Source organism: Scandinavium sp. (assembly GCF_032012665.1).
GTDB lineage: Bacteria > Pseudomonadota > Gammaproteobacteria > Enterobacterales > Enterobacteriaceae > Scandinavium.
In genome coordinates this window covers 16,026-32,533 of record NZ_DALZVG010000003.1, presented here as the reverse complement: position 1 = coordinate 32,533, position 16,508 = coordinate 16,026, and the positions used below count along the sequence as shown (strand labels likewise).

Genomic DNA, 16,508 nt, shown 5'->3' with positions numbered 1-16,508 from the left:
GATTAACCGAACTCACGCAGGCGCATACCCAGCTTCTGGAAGAAGGAGGCCTTCTGCGTGTCCCTGTCTTTCGCACCCGTGATGATCACCGTTGCCGTCGTGCCCGCAGGCCACAGGTTGCCCTGCTGCTGGTCGAGACGAATGCGGACCGGCACGCGCTGCGCCAGGCGAACCCACTCGAGGTTGGAATCAATGGTCGCCATACCTTTAGCATCGCTGCTGCTGCTGGCGTTAGTCACGCCCGCGGCGACGCTGTCGACGGTGCCTTTGATCACTTTGGTGCTGCCAAGCGGGGTGATTTCCGCACGGTAGCCCGGGCGTACGCCTTCGAGCTTGGTTTCTTCCATGTAGGCCACCACATAGAAACTCTCTTTTTTCACCAGCGCGACGGCTGTCGACCCACGAGTGATAAATTCCCCGCTGTAGACGTTGAGGTTTGTCACCCAGCCGTCCGCCGGAGCGCGAATGACGGTACGATCGAGATCAAGGCGCGCCAGGTCGCGTGTCGCTTGCGCCTTGGCTAGCTGATGCTCGACGGTCTGTAAAAGGTTGTTGGCCTGGTCAATCTCTTCGCGGGACATCGCCTGAACGCCCAGTTGATTACGTCGCCCTGCTTCACGGCGTTTCTCAGAGGCTAGCGCCTGATAATAGGCAACGTCAGCATCGGCTTCTTCGAGGGCTTTCTGATAACGCGGCTGGTCGATGGTGAACAACACCTGGTTTTTGCTGACCAGTTGGTTATCCTTGACCTTCACATCGGTGATAAGCCCGGCCACATCGGGTGCAATTGCCACGACGTCGGCGCTGAAACGAGCATCTCGCGTCCACGGTGATTCGGTGTAATACACCCACGCGCGGAAGATAGCGATAAAGGCCAGCACGACCAGAATGAGGGTAATGGCGGTTCGGGATATTTTTCTTGTTAGTGTTTTCACAACGACCTCAAACGAACAAGCGCGATATCAGATAGAACAAACAGCAATAAAGCGCCGTGTTAAACAGCGCGGGATGCCAGACGAAGTCATAGATCCCGGTAGGGACCAGCACCCGGCGCAGCAGCCAGAAAATGGCCAGCGACAATAGTAGCTCGACGAAGATCGGCGGGAATGAAAGACCGAAAATCACGATGACGGGAAACAGACTCATGTTGACCTTGAATAAGAGAATGCAGGTGAGAGCAGCGATGCTTTAATTATTCAGCTAACAGTATATTAACGTAACTGTTATCGCGTGATCTATATTATGTGATCTAAATCACTTTTAACTCAGAGTGAACAATGGAACGATTAAAACGCATGTCGGTGTTCGCCAAAGTCGTGGAGCTGGGTTCCTTTACGGCAGCGGCAAGACAGCTCGAAATGAGCGTCTCATCGATCAGCCAGACCGTCTCAAAGCTGGAAGACGAACTGCAGGTTAAGCTGCTGAACCGCAGCACCCGCAGCATTGGCCTGACGGAAGCTGGCAAAATTTACTATCAGGGCTGTCGGCGAATGCTGTTTGAAGCCCAGGACGTTCACGAGCAGCTTTATGCCTTTAACAACACGCCCATCGGTACGCTGCGAGTAGGCTGTTCTTCAACTATGGCACAAAATGTCCTCGCCGGGATCACCTCCAGAATGCTTAAAGAGTACCCGGATTTGTCGGTTAATTTGGTTACGGGTATCCCGGCACCCGATCTCATTGCCGATGGTCTGGATCTGGTGATCCGCGTTGGCGCACTGCAGGATTCCGGGCTGTTCTCACGCCGTCTGGGTTCAATGCCGATGGTGCTTTGTGCCGCCAAAAGCTACCTGCAGCAGGCAGGCACACCGGAAAAACCCGCCGATCTGGCGAGCCATTCGTGGCTGGAGTACAGCATCCGCCCCCACAATGAATTTGAGCTGATCGCCCCGGAAGGGCTGTCAACAAAGCTCATTCCACAAGGGCGATTCGTCACCAACGATCCGATGACGCTCAACCGCTGGCTCACAGCCGGAGCCGGGATCGCCTTTGTGCCACTGATGTGGGTGATCAACGAGATCAACCAGGGCGAGCTGGAGATCCTGCTGCCGCGCTACCAGTCCGATCCGCGCCCGGTGTATGCGGTATATACCGAAAAAGACAAACTGCCGCTTAAGGTGCAGGTGTGTATCAACTATCTGACCGACTATTTCGTTGATGTTTCAAGGCAGTTCCAGGGCATTAACGGACGTGCGAAAAACTAAGGCATCTGTTCGGGTTGCGCATCGGATATCAAATGGGTGACGTCACTGAGCGGCCCGATGCGCACTTCACTCGAACGGTTAAACTTGCTCTTATCCATCAACAGTAATGACTGCGACGCCCGCTTCAGTAACAGCGACTTGTAACTCGCGTTATGTCCGCCCGGATCCCACATCACGCCATGGCGATCGACGCCTTCGCAGGAAAAGATAAACAGATCGATTTCCAGCGTTTTGAGCTGAGAGACCAGCGACGGATTGATGTAATAGCCGAACTGACGCTGCAGCTCACCGCCGGAGCTGATAAGCCGAACGTACTCGCGCTTGCCGAGCTCCATGCATACCGGATGGCTGTTGGTGAACACCGTCAGCGGCATGTCGGGCAGCTGGCGGGCCAAAAACCAGCAGGTGGAACTGGCATCCAGCGCGATCGTCATCCCGCCCTCAATCCAGGCCAGCGCATGGCGGGCAATATCTGACTTGTGGGCATAATGGCTTTTCAGCCGCGTATGGAAAGGGGCTTCGTTGCCCTGCGCATGGCGATGAATGGCCCGGGCACGCCCGTGGCTGCGCTGAATTTTGCCCTGCTGCTGGAGCTCGCTGAGATCGCGACGCACCGTTTCTTTGCTGACGCGGAGTGCATCAGACAGTTCGTCCGTAGTGAGGCTGAGGGTTTGCGAAAGAAGCGTGAGGATCTGCTGATGGCGAGCGACCTTCATTTACGGTCTCCGTCAAAAATGCCCGGCGGCACTTCGTTTGCGCGGGCCTGCAGGGAGTTGTTGGCCCGGCAAACATAGCGCCGCCGGGCACGGGATGTTATGCGGTGCCACCCACGGTCAGATTGTCGACCTTCAGCGTCGGCTGGCCAACGCCAACCGGCAGGCTTTGACCTTCCTTACCGCACACGCCGACGCCGTTATCCAGCTTCAGATCGTTACCGACCATCGAGATCTGCTGCATAGCTTCAATACCTGAGCCAATCAGCGTGGCGCCTTTTACCGCTTTGGTGACTTTGCCTTTCTCAATCAGATAAGCCTCTGAAGTTGAGAAGACAAATTTACCGGAGGTGATATCCACCTGGCCGCCGCCAAAGTTTGGCGCGTAAATACCGTAGTCAACTGACTCGATGATTTCCTGCGGCGTGGATTTTCCGTCGAGCATATAAGTGTTGGTCATGCGCGGCATAGGCAGATGCGCGTAAGATTCGCGACGGCCGTTGCCCGTTGGCTTCACGCCCATCAGGCGCGCGTTGAGCTTGTCCTGCATGTAGCCCTTCAGCACGCCATTTTCGATCAGCACATTGTACTGGCCCGGTGTGCCTTCGTCGTCGATAGAGACGGAACCGCGGCGATCGACCATGGTGCCATCATCCACAACGGTACACAGTTCAGAGGCGACAAGCTGCCCCATCTGGCCGCTGAATACCGACGTGCCGCGGCGGTTGAAGTCACCTTCCAGACCGTGACCTACCGCTTCGTGGAGCAGTACGCCAGGCCAGCCCGCACCTAATACCACTGGCATTGTGCCAGCCGGGGCCGCCACGGCGTTGAGGTTAACCATTGCCATGCGCACCGCTTCTTTCGCCCAGGCGTCGGCACGCACTTCGCCGTCTACGTTCTCAAGGAAGTAGTCATAGCCGAAACGACCGCCGCCGCCGCTGGATCCGCGTTCGCGTTTGCCATCGTCCTCCACCAGCACGCTGACGGAAAGACGCACCAGCGGGCGAACGTCCGCCGCTAATGTGCCGTCCGTCGCCGCGACCAGAATCAGCTCATACACGCCCGTCAGGCTGGCGGACACTTCCTGCACGCGCTTGTCGGCAGCGCGCGCGGCTTTATCTACGCGGCGAAGAATATCGAGCTTCTCTTCACGGCTCATGCTCTGCAGCGGGTCAAGACTGGTGTAGAGCGGGGAATGGGCTTTTTCGCCAAGCGTATGCACTTTGCCATCGCCGCTTTCACGCACGATGGTGCGGGCAGCCTGTGCGCTTTGCTCCAGCGCCAGCAGGCTAATCTGATCGGCATAGGCAAAGCCGGTCTTTTCGCCGCTGACGGCACGCACGCCGACGCCCTGATCGATATTGTACGAACCGTCTTTGATGATGCTGTCTTCTAACACCCAGGATTCGTGATAGCTCGACTGGAAATAGAGGTCGCCGTAGTCGAGGCGGCGCTCGGCAAGTTGGCCAAGTATGGCAAACAGATCCTGATGATTCAGGCCGTTTGCCGACAGCAGATGTTCACTTACCAGGTTCAGACTCATCGTTTTGCTACTCGTTGGTGGCCGCGAAGATCGCGGAAAATCAGTTTTCTCTATTGAGAGTGAGGTAAATTGTAACGTCCGTCAAATCATTGCTTTTTATCGCCGCGCGCCTGGCGCAGCACTTCATTGATTTGAGGTTGATCGATTGGCCCGGTGATGCGGTAACGCAGAATCGACACTTTGCTCCACAGCGGCCCCAGCACCTTGCTGGCCGCAAACACGGCGGCCCCAATGATTGGGTTAACGGCAAATGCCGTTGCAACACCGACGGTGGCAGAAATCTCCGGTGCCACTACCGCTTCCATATCCAGCTCACGTCGCACCAGGTTAACGGAACCTTTCATCGCGATATCGGCTTCCAGGCCATCCACCAGCGTGTCATCGGTGTGCAGCGTACCATCTTTGATCCACGAGGTGCTGCGAATAGAGTCGAACCAGAAGCCTTCGCTGAAGGTGTCGCTGAAGTCAAAGCGCAGCTTACGCAGCAGCGAATCCACGCTCAGCAGGCGCAATAGCTGGCCCGCATGACCGGTGCTGAGGTCGGTAAATTCTCCCTTGCCCAGACGTGCTTTCAAAATGCCGTTCAGCGAGGCCACATCCGGCGTCCATGGTTCGTCTCGCCAGTGAAGATCGTAATCTATGTCGAACGAGGAGTCGCGAACCGGCGTGGCAATACCAAAATAGCCGAGCGCGGCGTCTACTTTGCTGCCGCGCAGTTTGCCTTTCAGCGACGTGCGTTCGCGACCCGGGGCATTTACCCACTCACCGTCCATCGTCAGGCGGCCAAAGCCGGTGTCCAGCAGGCCGTTGGAGAGCGACAGCGTGTTGCCCTTCACGGCAAAATCACCGTCGATACGCCCGTATTTTTGCCCCCAAAGCCAGCATTCGGCGCAGCGCAGCTGCACGTCCGGCCAGTTCTGGAAATCGACCCGATCTTTTGTATAGAGGTTGCTGCCAACGGCTTCACCGGTGGTTGTCGTTGAGGACGGGTTGTAATAGAGATAGCGAATATTCGCCAGCCACGGCGCATTATCGCGCAGCGCAAGCGTCGCGTTTATTTCACGCCCCTGCGCTTCCACGCTGGTGCCGTTCAGAGTAGGCTGCGAAATAATACTGAGATTGTTCCAGCGCTGGCCTGCCATGGTTAACGCCGGCGTGCGCAGCGTTATGCGTTCCGGGAAGGCTGCGGCTCCGCCCACGCTGTCAGCGGCACCCTGGCGGAACAGGGCCAGCCATTGCGCACCGTCCATTGGCGGTAAGTTGAGTTCCACCCCCGACGCATCCGGCAAAGGCGGCACGCTGCGGCTGTCAGAGGCCCAAATGGCTCGATCGAGCGTCAGCTTTTTGTTCAGCAACCAGCGGCTGTTAAGGTGATCTTTCGCACCCACGTTGCCCGTCAGATCGAAATGATTCAGGTCGCCTGCCGCCGTTAGCTTCACCGGAAGCGGCTCGCCCGGTTTTTTATCGGCCGGTGCAGGTAAGCGACTGCTTACATTCTTCAGGTCACCCGTGATATCGACCTTGTAGCTAGTCCCACCTTTGTAGGGCAGCTCAATGCCGACTTTACCCTGCCACGGCACGCTGCCGCTGATGGCATCGTTGAGCTGTTTCGGCAGCATTCCCGTACGGGTTGGCTGCCAGTTCGCGTCCATGTTCACCGCTACCTGATAGGCTTTTGGCCCTTCGGTGGTGGAGAAGTTGACGTTCAGCGGCTGATTAAACCAGTTCGCGGTCAGCGGCCCGCTTTTCAGGCCGCCATTCTCAAAGCTAAAGCCGCCGCTCAGATTCTTCAGGGTGCTGTCGAGCGGCTTGATAAACAGGCTGTTGTTATTCAGGCGTACGTCACCCTTCGCCAGCACCTGCTTGCCGTTGAGCGGAATGTCGAGATGTAAGCGAGCATTCACATCGCCATCGAGCTGTAGCTCTTCAAGCGTCGCTCCCAGCGAATCTTTCAACGGCGATTCGTCAAAGTACGGCCCGACTGCCTTGCCCGGCCCGGCAATCTGTGAATCAATAATCAGCTTCTCTTTCGAGTAGTCCGGGATCGCAGCATTGAGGTTGTGCGCCGTCACTCCGCCCAGCGCGACCTTATCGGCCTGCATAAACAGCCCGTCATTCAGGAAGTTGAGATCGATATTGAGGTTGGTGAGCGCAGGCCAGTCCGGCTGGAAGGCAAAGGTGGCGTTGTGCAGCGGTACCCAGACCTGAAACTGCCCTTCGTTGTGCTTATACGGGAAAAGATGCGGGTTACCGCCGTACACCAGCGTAGCGTTATCCGCCTGGCCGCCTTTGATAGCAGAACTGAGATAGTCAACCAGCTCTTTGCCCATCAGATTTTCCGGGAAGTAGCGCCAGGCCTGGCCGCCATCGTCGGTGCTGATACCCGCCAGAATGCCAAGCCAGGGAACGTCGCCCTCAGGCTGCAGCCAGCGGAAGCCGCCGTTGGCATGCACGCCGGTGGCCTGTACGTCGATATCGCGGCCGTCCAGCATGAATCCTTTTTCGTTTTTCACCCATGAGAGATTTGCCGTGCCTTTCGCTATCTCAAGCGGCGCACGGAACACCGTCTCATAAGGCATTTTGGCGTTTTCCATGTTGACGTTCAGCGCGCCATTTTCAATGCTCCCTTCTGCCCGGCCAGAAAAATGTTCAGCACCGGGTAATAACTTCCACTGTTTCCAGGCAAGGTTGCTCCAGGCCGCCTGAAAACGGGTTTTCTCGGTAGCCTGCAAAGGGATATCCAGCGCCAGCGCGTCAATTTGACCGGCAGGCTGGGTCGTTTCCCAGATTTCGCCGAGGGACGGCGAGAGCTTCTCCGCGATCGGCAACAGGCCGGAAAGCCCACTGAGTTCAAGGTTGCTGGCACGGACCCGTAGCTCATCGCTGCGCACGTTATCTTTACCGCCAACGTCCTGACCTGGGATCCAGGCCAACGCCAGCGCGCCCTGCGGCCAGCGCTTACCGTCAATGGCAATGCGAGTATCCGGAATATGGAACGCCCAGCCCTCATTGGCACGCGAGATATGCGCCGTCAGATTATCTACAGACAGATCGTGAGGTTGCGTGTCGCCTTTCCAGCTGGCACCGCCTTTTTTCAGCCAGACGTCACCGCTGGCGACGTCGCCTTTGTCGAGATCTATCCAGCCTTCAAGGCTGAAACGGGCAGACGTCAGCGCGATATTGTCTTCCATCCAGCGTCCAAGCCACGGCTTAACGTCGATGTCATCTGCCTGCACCCAGAGCCGGCCTTCATTGAGTAAACCGTTCTCGTCGCGCAGATCCATGCGCACTTTCATGACGCCGTGCTGCCCGGTGAGGCTGGAGAGGCTAAGTTCCCCTTCCGCACGATGACGATTTTTACCGTTCAGCCAGGTCAACTGCGGAACAGCGAGTTCGGCGCGCTGGCCGGAGAGCGTCAGGAAGCTGAGATGACTGTCGCGAAGCGTGAACTGATCGAACTGACGCAGGAACAGATCGCCAATACGATCGGTTTTCAGCGGATCGCTGTTGTCGTTCTGCTGCAGAGGAACGTTAGTGCGAATTTGCAGCTGCCAGAAGGTCAGCTCGCGAAACTGCCAGCGGAAATGGAGAAGACTTTGCCAGACGTCGAGGGCGAGCGTCACTCGTTTCACGGAGAGATGCCCATCATGATTCAGCCCGGCGTTAATGTCGCGAACCTCAAGCGTCGGGCCGAAGTTTTCCCAGCTGGCTTTGATCTGTGACGCGTCAACAGGATGCCCCGTCGACTCGGCGATTTTTTCCAGCAGCTGCGGGCGCCATTTGTCCAGATGCGGCAAAACGAGACGCAGGCCACTGACCAGTAGCGCGAGGATAACAACAACTGTTGCCACCGTGATCAGCAGGATTCCAGGCAAACGCCTCACGCATCTCTCCTTGTTGCAGCCAGCAAAACTACATCATTACCACGTCGAATTGCTCCTGATTGTAGAGCGGTTCAATCTGGACTTTGACCTGTTTGCCGACAAAGATTTCGACCTCGGCCAGCGCGTGGGACTCTTCCCCTTTCAGGGTTTCGGCGACGGCGGCTGAAGCATAGACCAGGAAACGGTCGGAGTCATATGCGTGATGCACGCGTACAATTTCTCGCATGATTTCATAGCACACCGTTTCGACCGTTTTCACCGTGCCGCGGCCGTGGCAGGTAGGGCATTCGTGGCAGAGTACGTGCTCGACGCTTTCTCGCGTGCGCTTGCGGGTCATTTCCACCAGGCCCAGCTGCGAGAAGCCGTTGATGCTGGTTTTCACCCGATCTTTGCTCAATGCCTGCTCCAGGGAGTGCAGCACGCGACGGCGATGGTCTTCATTACTCATGTCGATGAAATCGATAATAATAATGCCGCCGAGATTACGCAGGCGCAGCTGGCGCGCAATCGCCTGAGTCGCTTCGATGTTGGTGTTGAAAATGGTGTCGTCGAGGTTGCGGTGGCCAACAAAAGCGCCGGTGTTGATATCAACGGTGGTCATCGCTTCGGTCTGATCGATAACCAGATAGCCGCCGGATTTCAGCTCGACCTTACGCTCCAGGGCGCGCTGGATTTCATTTTCGACGTCAAAAAGATCGAAAATGGGCTGGCGGCCGCTGTAGTGCTCGAGCTTGCTGGTCATCTCTGGCATATACTCGGCGGTAAACTCCATCAGCGCTTCGAAGGTGAGACGGGAGTCGACGCGAATTTTATCGAGATGCGCATCGGCAAAGTCACGCAGTACGCGCTGTGCCAGCGCGAGTTCGCCGTACATCTGATAGCGAGTCTGTGGGCGTTTCTTACGCTCCATGACTTTGGTCCAGACGCGCTTCAGGTAGGCCGCATCTGACGCTAAATCTTCTTCACAAACGCCCTCAGCGGCGGTACGGATGATAAAGCCGCCCTGCTCATCGCAGTATTCGGTCACCACGTTTTTCAGGCGCTCGCGTTCGGCTTCGCTTTCGATACGCTGAGAAACACCCACATGGGAAGCGCCGGGCATAAACACGAGATAGCGTGAAGGCAGGGTGATGTCTGTGGTCAGGCGCGCGCCTTTGGTGCCAAGCGGGTCTTTCACCACCTGCACCATCAGATCCTGGCCCTGACGCACCAGCTCAGAGATGTCACGGACGGTGAACTGCTTCTGCTCTTCGCCGGCCACGCATTCGGTGTGGGGCATGATGTCTGAAGCATGAAGAAACGCGGCTTTATCCAGGCCAATATCTACAAATGCCGCCTGCATCCCGGGGAGTACACGACTGACACGACCTTTGTAGATATTGCCTACGATTCCGCGTCGCGCTTCACGCTCTATATGAATTTCCTGAAGAATGCCGCCATCAATGTACGCCACCCGGGTTTCGGAAGGCGTTACGTTCACTAATAATTCAGCCGTCATGTTTATCCCTTTTCTCACGCAGTGAGTTAAAATTGCTCAGCAACTCATACGTTTCCACCAGCGGTAAGCCGACTACGGCGTGATAGCTGCCATGAATCTTCCTGACAAAACAGCCACCCAGCCCCTGAATACCGTATGCACCTGCTTTATCCATGGGCTCGCCGCTGGCGACATACCCCTGGATATCGTCGTCTGATAACATTCTGAACGTCACTTCGGTGGTCACCAGACAGTCGATCGTCTGATGGCGATCGGCCAATGCGACCGCGGTCATCACCTGATGCGTTTGCCCTGAGAGCTGTCGCAGCATCGCTGCCGCATGTTCCGCATCGCGAGGTTTCTCCAGCACTTCACCGTTCAGCACCACGATGGTATCGGCACCGAGCACCGGTAAGTCCTGTGCAGCAAGTAAAACGCCTGCCTGAGCTTTTTCCCGCGCCAGGCGCGCCACGTACTGCTGCGCGCCTTCATGCGGCTGACGCTGCTCCTCAATGCCCGGCACCAGCCGGTCAAAGCTGACACCTAACTGAGTTAACAACTCCTGACGACGCGGGGAGCCGGAAGCAAGATAAAGCATTGTCATAGAAACCTTTATTGTACAGCGAATTGCTGGCGCACTTTGCGCATCAGCAGGAACAGCCAGGGCCAGAGTACACCGTTAACCACGCTACTCCAGAACACTTCCGGTCGGAAAGAGACGTTGATCACTAAAAACTCCGCCCAGAAAACAACGATATCCACCGCCAGCGACAGCAGCATCACCACCAGCGCCTGTTGCCAGAGCGCCAGATTGCGGAACAGCTGATATTTCAGCGCCACCAGGTAAGCGATAATACTGAGAGACAGCGCGCGAACGCCGAGCGTGGAACCGCTAATCAGATCCAGTATGGCACCCATAATGAAACCTGTGCCCACATTCACACGATGCGGCAGAGCAAGGATCCAGTAAAGCAGGATCAACAGAACCCAGTTTGGCCGGTAAACCAACAGATTATCCGGCCAGGGCATGACCTGTAAGAGAAGGGCTATCAGAAACGAGAGCCAGATAACCCAGCGTCCCTGACTTCGATAACTTGCCACTACTGTCCTCCCGACGCTGGCGCTGGAGGCGTCGCGGCCGGAGCAGGCTGAGCGATCCCGGTAGCCGGAGGCGGCACAGGTGCCGGTGGCCCCATAGAATCGGCGGCAGGCAATACCTGCGGCATCATCTGCATCAGACGTTCATTGGCAACGCGATGCACTTCTTCCGGCGTCATCGGGTTCGCGCCGTTACGATCGGCACCCCATAACAGCAGCAGATAGCGCAGACGCTGAAGCCCGGCGGTAGGACGAGCCTGAATTACCGTATACGCACGCTGCGTATCCAGCTTAACGGAAGAGACAACGGCAACCGGGTAACCTTCAGGGAAACGGCCACCCAAACCGGACGTCACCAGCACATCACCCACGCGAATATCGGTATTCGCAGGCAGATGCTCCAGCTGCAAGTCGTCCGTACAGCCATTACCGGCGGCGATCACGCGAATGTCGTTACGCAATACCTGAATGGGGAGCGCATGAGTAGCATCGCAAATCAGCAGCACGCGGCTGGTCAGTTTCGCCACGGCAACGACCTGACCGACAACGCCTTTGTCGCTGATAACCGGCTGGCCTTCATAAACGCCGTTAACGCTACCCTTGTCGATAACCACCTGATCGCTGTAAGGATCGTTTACCGTGGAGATAACCTGGGTCACCATCTTCTGCTCATCCTGACGCAGCGGCGAACCGAGCAGCTCGCGCAGACGGGCGTTTTCCTGCTTGTATTGCCCCATCATCAGCAAGTCGCTGTTTTTTAACAGCAGCTCCTGACGCAGGGCACGGTTTTCCAGCTCAAGCTGATCGCGGGAAGCCAGGGTTTGCGAAATACTGTCGAGTAGTTCACGAGGACCGTTAGAAACAAAATAGAAAGGACTGACGGCGGTATCCATGTACGTTCGAATCTGGCTGAACGTACCGAGGCGGCTGTCGGCAATAATGACGCCAAGCGCCACCAGCACCGCCAGGATAAGGCGAATCTGTAGCGACGGGCCACGGCTAAAAATGGGCTTCATAGGCTATGCGTATTCTCGCGTCAGTGAAATCAAGGGGTGGCAAGCTGCCACCCCAGACTTCTGGCTGATTACTCTTCGCTGAACAAGTCGCCGCCGTGCATGTCGATCATTTCCAGCGCCTTGCCGCCGCCACGAGCAACACAGGTCAGTGGATCTTCTGCAACTACGACAGGAATTCCTGTCTCTTCCATTAACAGGCGGTCGAGGTTACGCAGCAGCGCACCACCACCGGTCAGAACCATACCGCGCTCGGAAATATCGGATGCCAGCTCCGGCGGGCACTGCTCCAGGGCAACCATCACCGCGCTCACGATGCCAGTCAGCGGTTCCTGCAGCGCTTCGAGGATTTCGTTGGAATTCAGGGTGAAACCACGTGGAACACCTTCTGCGAGGTTACGGCCGCGCACTTCGATTTCACGTACTTCATCGCCCGGATAAGCGGAGCCGATTTCGTGTTTGATGCGTTCTGCGGTTGCTTCACCGATCAGTGAACCGTAATTACGGCGCACGTAGTTAATGATAGCTTCGTCGAAACGGTCGCCGCCAATACGCACGGAAGAGGAGTAAACCACGCCGTTCAGGGAGATAACCGCAACTTCGGTAGTACCACCACCGATATCCACAACCATAGAACCGGTCGCTTCAGAAACAGGCAGGCCTGCACCGATTGCCGCCGCCATTGGCTCTTCAATCAGGAACACTTCACGAGCGCCAGCGCCCTGTGCGGATTCACGAATTGCACGACGCTCAACCTGAGTTGCGCCAACCGGCACACACACCAGAACGCGCGGGCTCGGGCGCATAAAGCTGTTGCTGTGAACCTGTTTGATGAAGTGCTGCAGCATTTTTTCAGTCACGAAGAAGTCGGCGATGACGCCGTCTTTCATTGGACGGATAGCGGCGATATTGCCCGGCGTACGGCCGAGCATCTGCTTAGCTTCATGACCGACGGCCGCCACACTTTTCGGTGAACCGGCACGATCCTGGCGAATGGCGACAACGGAAGGCTCATTCAGTACGATGCCTTGTCCTTTTACGTAAATCAGGGTATTCGCGGTACCCAGGTCAATGGACAGGTCATTGGAAAACATGCCACGAAATTTTTTCAACATACTAAGGGATAATCCTGAAAGCTGGGGCGGAAAACAAAATCCGCTTACTTTACCAACCACACGCAGCAGCGACAAGGCGCAAAAATCATCTGCAACGGTGAAAATTAGTGCAGTTCGTTTCCTTTGTTACAATTTCGACCTGACACCGTCAGGACCGCAGCACTCCTCGCCTGCATTGCAACCTGTCAAAGGACGATCACTGGCTTGTTCTGTCTCGCCTGTCGGCGGGCACCAAACTTTGCCCGCGAAGAAACAGCGCGCGTTATTCTACGTGAAAACACGGCAAACGGCAGATCAAACAGAGTATCTTTGCGAATATTTTTTTACGCTAGTGTCAAGTGGTTGTGATGAAGCAAAAAAATCACCCTGTCCACCCAACACGCCACACTCTCTCAATACTTGCCACTCGCTGCGGCTGCGCAGCCCGGTTGCGAAGACCTGCGTCGGGGTACCTTTGCAGGCTTCGACGAGACTTTGCACCAGCAGCTGGTTTTCGCTGCGTTTCTCAATGTTACGGACCAGACCCGGATGCAGCTTGACGAGCTCCACCGACAGTTCTTTGATCCAGCTGGTACTGACCAGCGTCAGCCCTGCCTGAATCACCACAACTCTGACCCCCAACGCGTTGATTAAACGCATTACGGGCTGTAAACGGCTGATATGTTGACAGACATCCGCCTCTGCAAGTTCAAAAATAATCCGTTTTCGCTGCGATTTTTCGCACTGCATCAACGTATCGCGCAGCCAGCGCTGGAATCGGGGGCGAATGAGCGACTCAACCGTCACCTGCAAAGCCAGATTTTCCTCAGGCCAGAATGACAGGAAAGGCAATAAACGGGTAATTTGTAGCCGGTCATACTCTTCCGCCAGGCCGAATTCCAGCACCATCGGCATATATTCAGCGGCAATCACCTCTTCTTTGCCGTCATAGATGCGGCACATGAGTTCGCGGTGATGCACGCGCCCATCGTAATGAACGGCCGGCTTTTGGTAGAAACGCGGGCCACCGCGGCTGAGCATCTGTTCGATCAGCGTCCGCCAACGCACGTTGCCGCGTCCTTTCTCCGGCAGCGAATCGTCATACACCGCCCAGCTGTTGCTACCCTGAAGGACCGCATTACGCACCGCCGCATCGGCGTGTTCCATCACCTGCTCCGTCGACTGACCGCTTCGCCAGGTGCAGATGCCGATATGCATCATATCTTCCTGATCGAGGATTTTGGTCGAGGGCAAAGCGTCCAGAGCTTTCAGCAGCAGCCCGGCGATGCTGTCGGCTTCTTTCAGGGTCCGGTGTGGCAACAGCACGGCAAAATCGCTGCGGTGATAACGCGCAAGCAGCGCGCCAGGATAGCGCAGCATAAATGTCGACAGCATATTGATTATCATGAAGAAATGCTCTTCTGCCGCGGCGCGTCCCCACTGATCCCGCACCAGATCGAATTCCGGCAGGCGAATCAGCATCACGATACCGTGCGAGCCCACTTTTTCCTGATCGTCCAGCAGCGTTGCAAGCTGGTTATCGAAAAACATGCGGTTGCTAAGCCCGGTTTTGGTGTCCTGGGCGGCATAAGACCGGATCAGCGTATCCAGACGGCTGCGCTGTTCGCTGGCAAACTGAATTTCGGACAAGAGCGTATCAAGTGCGCTACTGGTTCTGGCTGGCCACTCATGCACAGAACCGCGAACCTGATGGCCGCGCTCGCCGTTCAGGATCCTCGTGGAGCGCAGCTCGAGCAGCTCCTGGCCCGCCAGCTGATTACGCAGCCAGCGGACGGAAAAGAATATAATGAGGATCATAAAGGCAATGGCGATAGTCAACGGCGCGGTGGTCACCAGGGAGTGGAAATAGTTCACCATCGGATCCTGATAGACGAGGTGAATCGTCATCCCCGGATGCTTTACGGAATCCACGTTCAGTACTCGGTACTGATAGCTGCTCCCGACCGGGCGATAGCTGTCATTACGGGAATGGCTGAAAATCACTTTATCGTTCACGATAAAGTCAATACGCACGATATCAACCGGCACCAGAATTTCATCTAACTGGCTGTCGAGTTGATTAAAAGAAGTGTTGACGAGGCGAGAATCAATAACCGTTGCTACCGCACTGGCACGGTAGTCCACTTTCTCATGAAAACCGTTGTAGAAGCTCAGCGAGCAACCAATGAGGGTGACGAGGATAGTCAGGCCCGTCAGCAACGTCACAAAAGCTGAAAATTTCGTCGTTAATCGCATCCCTGTATTAACTCCGTTGATGAAAATCAGCCCGGCGTTGACCGGACACCCACGGTGACACGCAAAATTAGTAAGCACTAACTAGCACGCCGAAAGGAGCATGCATACTACCAGAGTTAGTGAATCTGGCAATTTATTGCGGTAAATCGGATACATGTTTCAGCTAGCGAGTATAGTCATCGAAAAATTTTTTCCAATCATTGAGCCAATGAGGAACGAGTATGCAGGCGTTAATCTTAGAACAGCACGACGGTAAAACACTCGCCTCGGTACAGAATATCGAGGAAAACCAGCTGCCGCAGGGCGATGTTACGGTCGACATCCAGTGGTCGAGCCTCAACTATAAAGACGCGCTCGCCATCACGGGCACAGGCAAAATTATTCGTAATTTCCCAATGGTGCCAGGGATTGATTTCGCCGGCACGGTGCGCAACAGCGAAGACCCGCGCTTTCACGCGGGCCAGCAGGTGCTGCTGACCGGCTGGGGCGTGGGCGAAAACCATTGGGGCGGACTCGCACAGCGTGCCCGCGTGAAAGGCGACTGGCTGGTTGCTCAGCCTGAAGGAATGGATGCACGTCAGGCGATGATCGTCGGTACTGCGGGCTTCACCGCCATGCTGTGCGTGATGGCGCTTGAAGATGCAGGCATTCGTCCACAGGACGGTGAAATTATCGTCACCGGCGCCAGCGGCGGCGTGGGCAGTGCCGCCATCGCGCTGCTGCACAAGCTGGGTTATCAGGTCGTCGCCGTGTCCGGACGTGAAAGCACACATGACTATCTGCGCAGCCTGGGTGCCAGCCGTATTCTGGGACGCGACAAGTTTGCAGAAACCCGTCCGCTGGAAAAACAGCTTTGGGCCGGTGCGGTCGATACCGTTGGCGATAAAGTGCTGGCGAAGGTGCTGGCCCAGATGAACTACGGCGGCTGCGTGGCGGCCTGCGGTCTGGCGGGCGGCTTTGCACTGCCTACCACCGTGATGCCATTTATTCTGCGTAACGTTCGCTTGCAGGGCGTCGACTCCGTAATGACGCCGGCGGAGCGCCGCGCAGAAGCCTGGCGACGTCTGGTTCAGGACCTGCCTTCTTCCTTCTATAGTCAGAGCGCCACCGAGATAACTCTCGACCAGGCGCCAGAGTATGCGCAGAAGATCATGAACAATCAGGTTCAGGGCCGCACGCTGGTGAAAGTGGCTTAATCTTCAAATTTTCGTGACATATTCGCG

The 16,508-nt window shown here is 56.3% G+C and carries 13 protein-coding genes; 2 read left to right on the top strand and 11 right to left on the bottom strand.

Annotated elements, in window-relative coordinates; translation table 11 throughout:
* Positions 1–2: 2 nt before the first annotated feature.
* Together aaeA and aaeX are read right to left on the bottom strand one after the other, a co-directional pair.
* Complete coding sequence (aaeA, locus tag RTU33_RS03540; protein WP_312625343.1) at positions 3–935, bottom strand: p-hydroxybenzoic acid efflux pump subunit AaeA; 933 nt, start codon at positions 933–935, stop codon at positions 3–5.
* A gap of 7 nt (positions 936–942) precedes the next feature.
* On the bottom strand, positions 943–1,146 hold the full coding sequence (gene aaeX / locus RTU33_RS03535) for a p-hydroxybenzoic acid efflux pump operon protein AaeX (RefSeq protein ID WP_097164153.1): 204 nt from the start codon (positions 1,144–1,146) through the stop codon (positions 943–945).
* Positions 1,147–1,277: 131 nt separating this feature from the next.
* Here aaeX and aaeR point away from each other — a divergent pair, with 131 nt between their 5' ends.
* Positions 1,278–2,204 (top strand): HTH-type transcriptional activator AaeR, encoded by a 927-nt coding sequence (aaeR, locus tag RTU33_RS03530; RefSeq protein ID WP_312625334.1) that lies wholly within the window; start codon positions 1,278–1,280, stop codon positions 2,202–2,204.
* Here the strand turns inward: aaeR and fucR are convergent.
* The 9 genes from fucR to csrD form a co-directional block, all read right to left on the bottom strand.
* Complete coding sequence (gene fucR / locus RTU33_RS03525) at positions 2,201–2,920, bottom strand: L-fucose operon activator (protein ID WP_312625332.1); 720 nt, start codon at positions 2,918–2,920, stop codon at positions 2,201–2,203. The genes aaeR and fucR overlap by 4 nt on opposite strands.
* A gap of 97 nt (positions 2,921–3,017) precedes the next feature.
* Entirely contained in the window at positions 3,018–4,463 is a 1,446-nt protein-coding gene (tldD, locus tag RTU33_RS03520; RefSeq protein WP_312625330.1) for a metalloprotease TldD, read from the bottom strand.
* 86 nt (positions 4,464–4,549) lie between these two features.
* Positions 4,550–8,347, bottom strand: a complete 3,798-nt coding sequence (gene yhdP, locus RTU33_RS03515; RefSeq protein ID WP_312625329.1) for an AsmA2 domain-containing protein YhdP — start codon at positions 8,345–8,347, stop codon at positions 4,550–4,552.
* A gap of 28 nt (positions 8,348–8,375) precedes the next feature.
* Positions 8,376–9,845, bottom strand: a complete 1,470-nt coding sequence (rng, locus tag RTU33_RS03510) for a ribonuclease G (protein WP_312625328.1) — start codon at positions 9,843–9,845, stop codon at positions 8,376–8,378.
* Positions 9,835–10,428, bottom strand: a complete 594-nt coding sequence (locus RTU33_RS03505) for a nucleoside triphosphate pyrophosphatase (protein WP_312625326.1) — start codon at positions 10,426–10,428, stop codon at positions 9,835–9,837. The genes rng and RTU33_RS03505 overlap by 11 nt, the downstream gene beginning before the upstream one ends.
* Before the next feature lie 8 nt (positions 10,429–10,436).
* Positions 10,437–10,925, bottom strand: a complete 489-nt coding sequence (gene mreD, locus RTU33_RS03500; protein ID WP_312625324.1) for a rod shape-determining protein MreD — start codon at positions 10,923–10,925, stop codon at positions 10,437–10,439.
* On the bottom strand, positions 10,925–11,938 hold the full coding sequence (gene mreC, locus RTU33_RS03495) for a rod shape-determining protein MreC (RefSeq protein ID WP_312625323.1): 1,014 nt from the start codon (positions 11,936–11,938) through the stop codon (positions 10,925–10,927). The genes mreD and mreC overlap by 1 nt, the downstream gene beginning before the upstream one ends.
* A gap of 68 nt (positions 11,939–12,006) precedes the next feature.
* A complete protein-coding gene (gene mreB / locus RTU33_RS03490; RefSeq protein WP_006818047.1) occupies positions 12,007–13,050 on the bottom strand; it encodes a rod shape-determining protein MreB in 1,044 nt (347 codons plus the stop codon).
* A 294-nt stretch (positions 13,051–13,344) separates the two neighbouring features.
* Positions 13,345–15,285 carry an RNase E specificity factor CsrD gene (gene csrD, locus RTU33_RS03485; RefSeq protein WP_312625322.1) on the bottom strand — a complete coding sequence of 647 codons (1,941 nt, stop codon included), beginning with the start codon at positions 15,283–15,285 and terminating at the stop codon, positions 13,345–13,347.
* A 221-nt stretch (positions 15,286–15,506) separates the two neighbouring features.
* On the opposite strand from csrD, the gene RTU33_RS03480 reads away from it, so the two are divergent.
* On the top strand, positions 15,507–16,481 hold the full coding sequence (locus tag RTU33_RS03480) for an MDR family oxidoreductase (RefSeq protein WP_312625320.1): 975 nt from the start codon (positions 15,507–15,509) through the stop codon (positions 16,479–16,481).
* Positions 16,482–16,508: the final 27 nt, after the last annotated feature.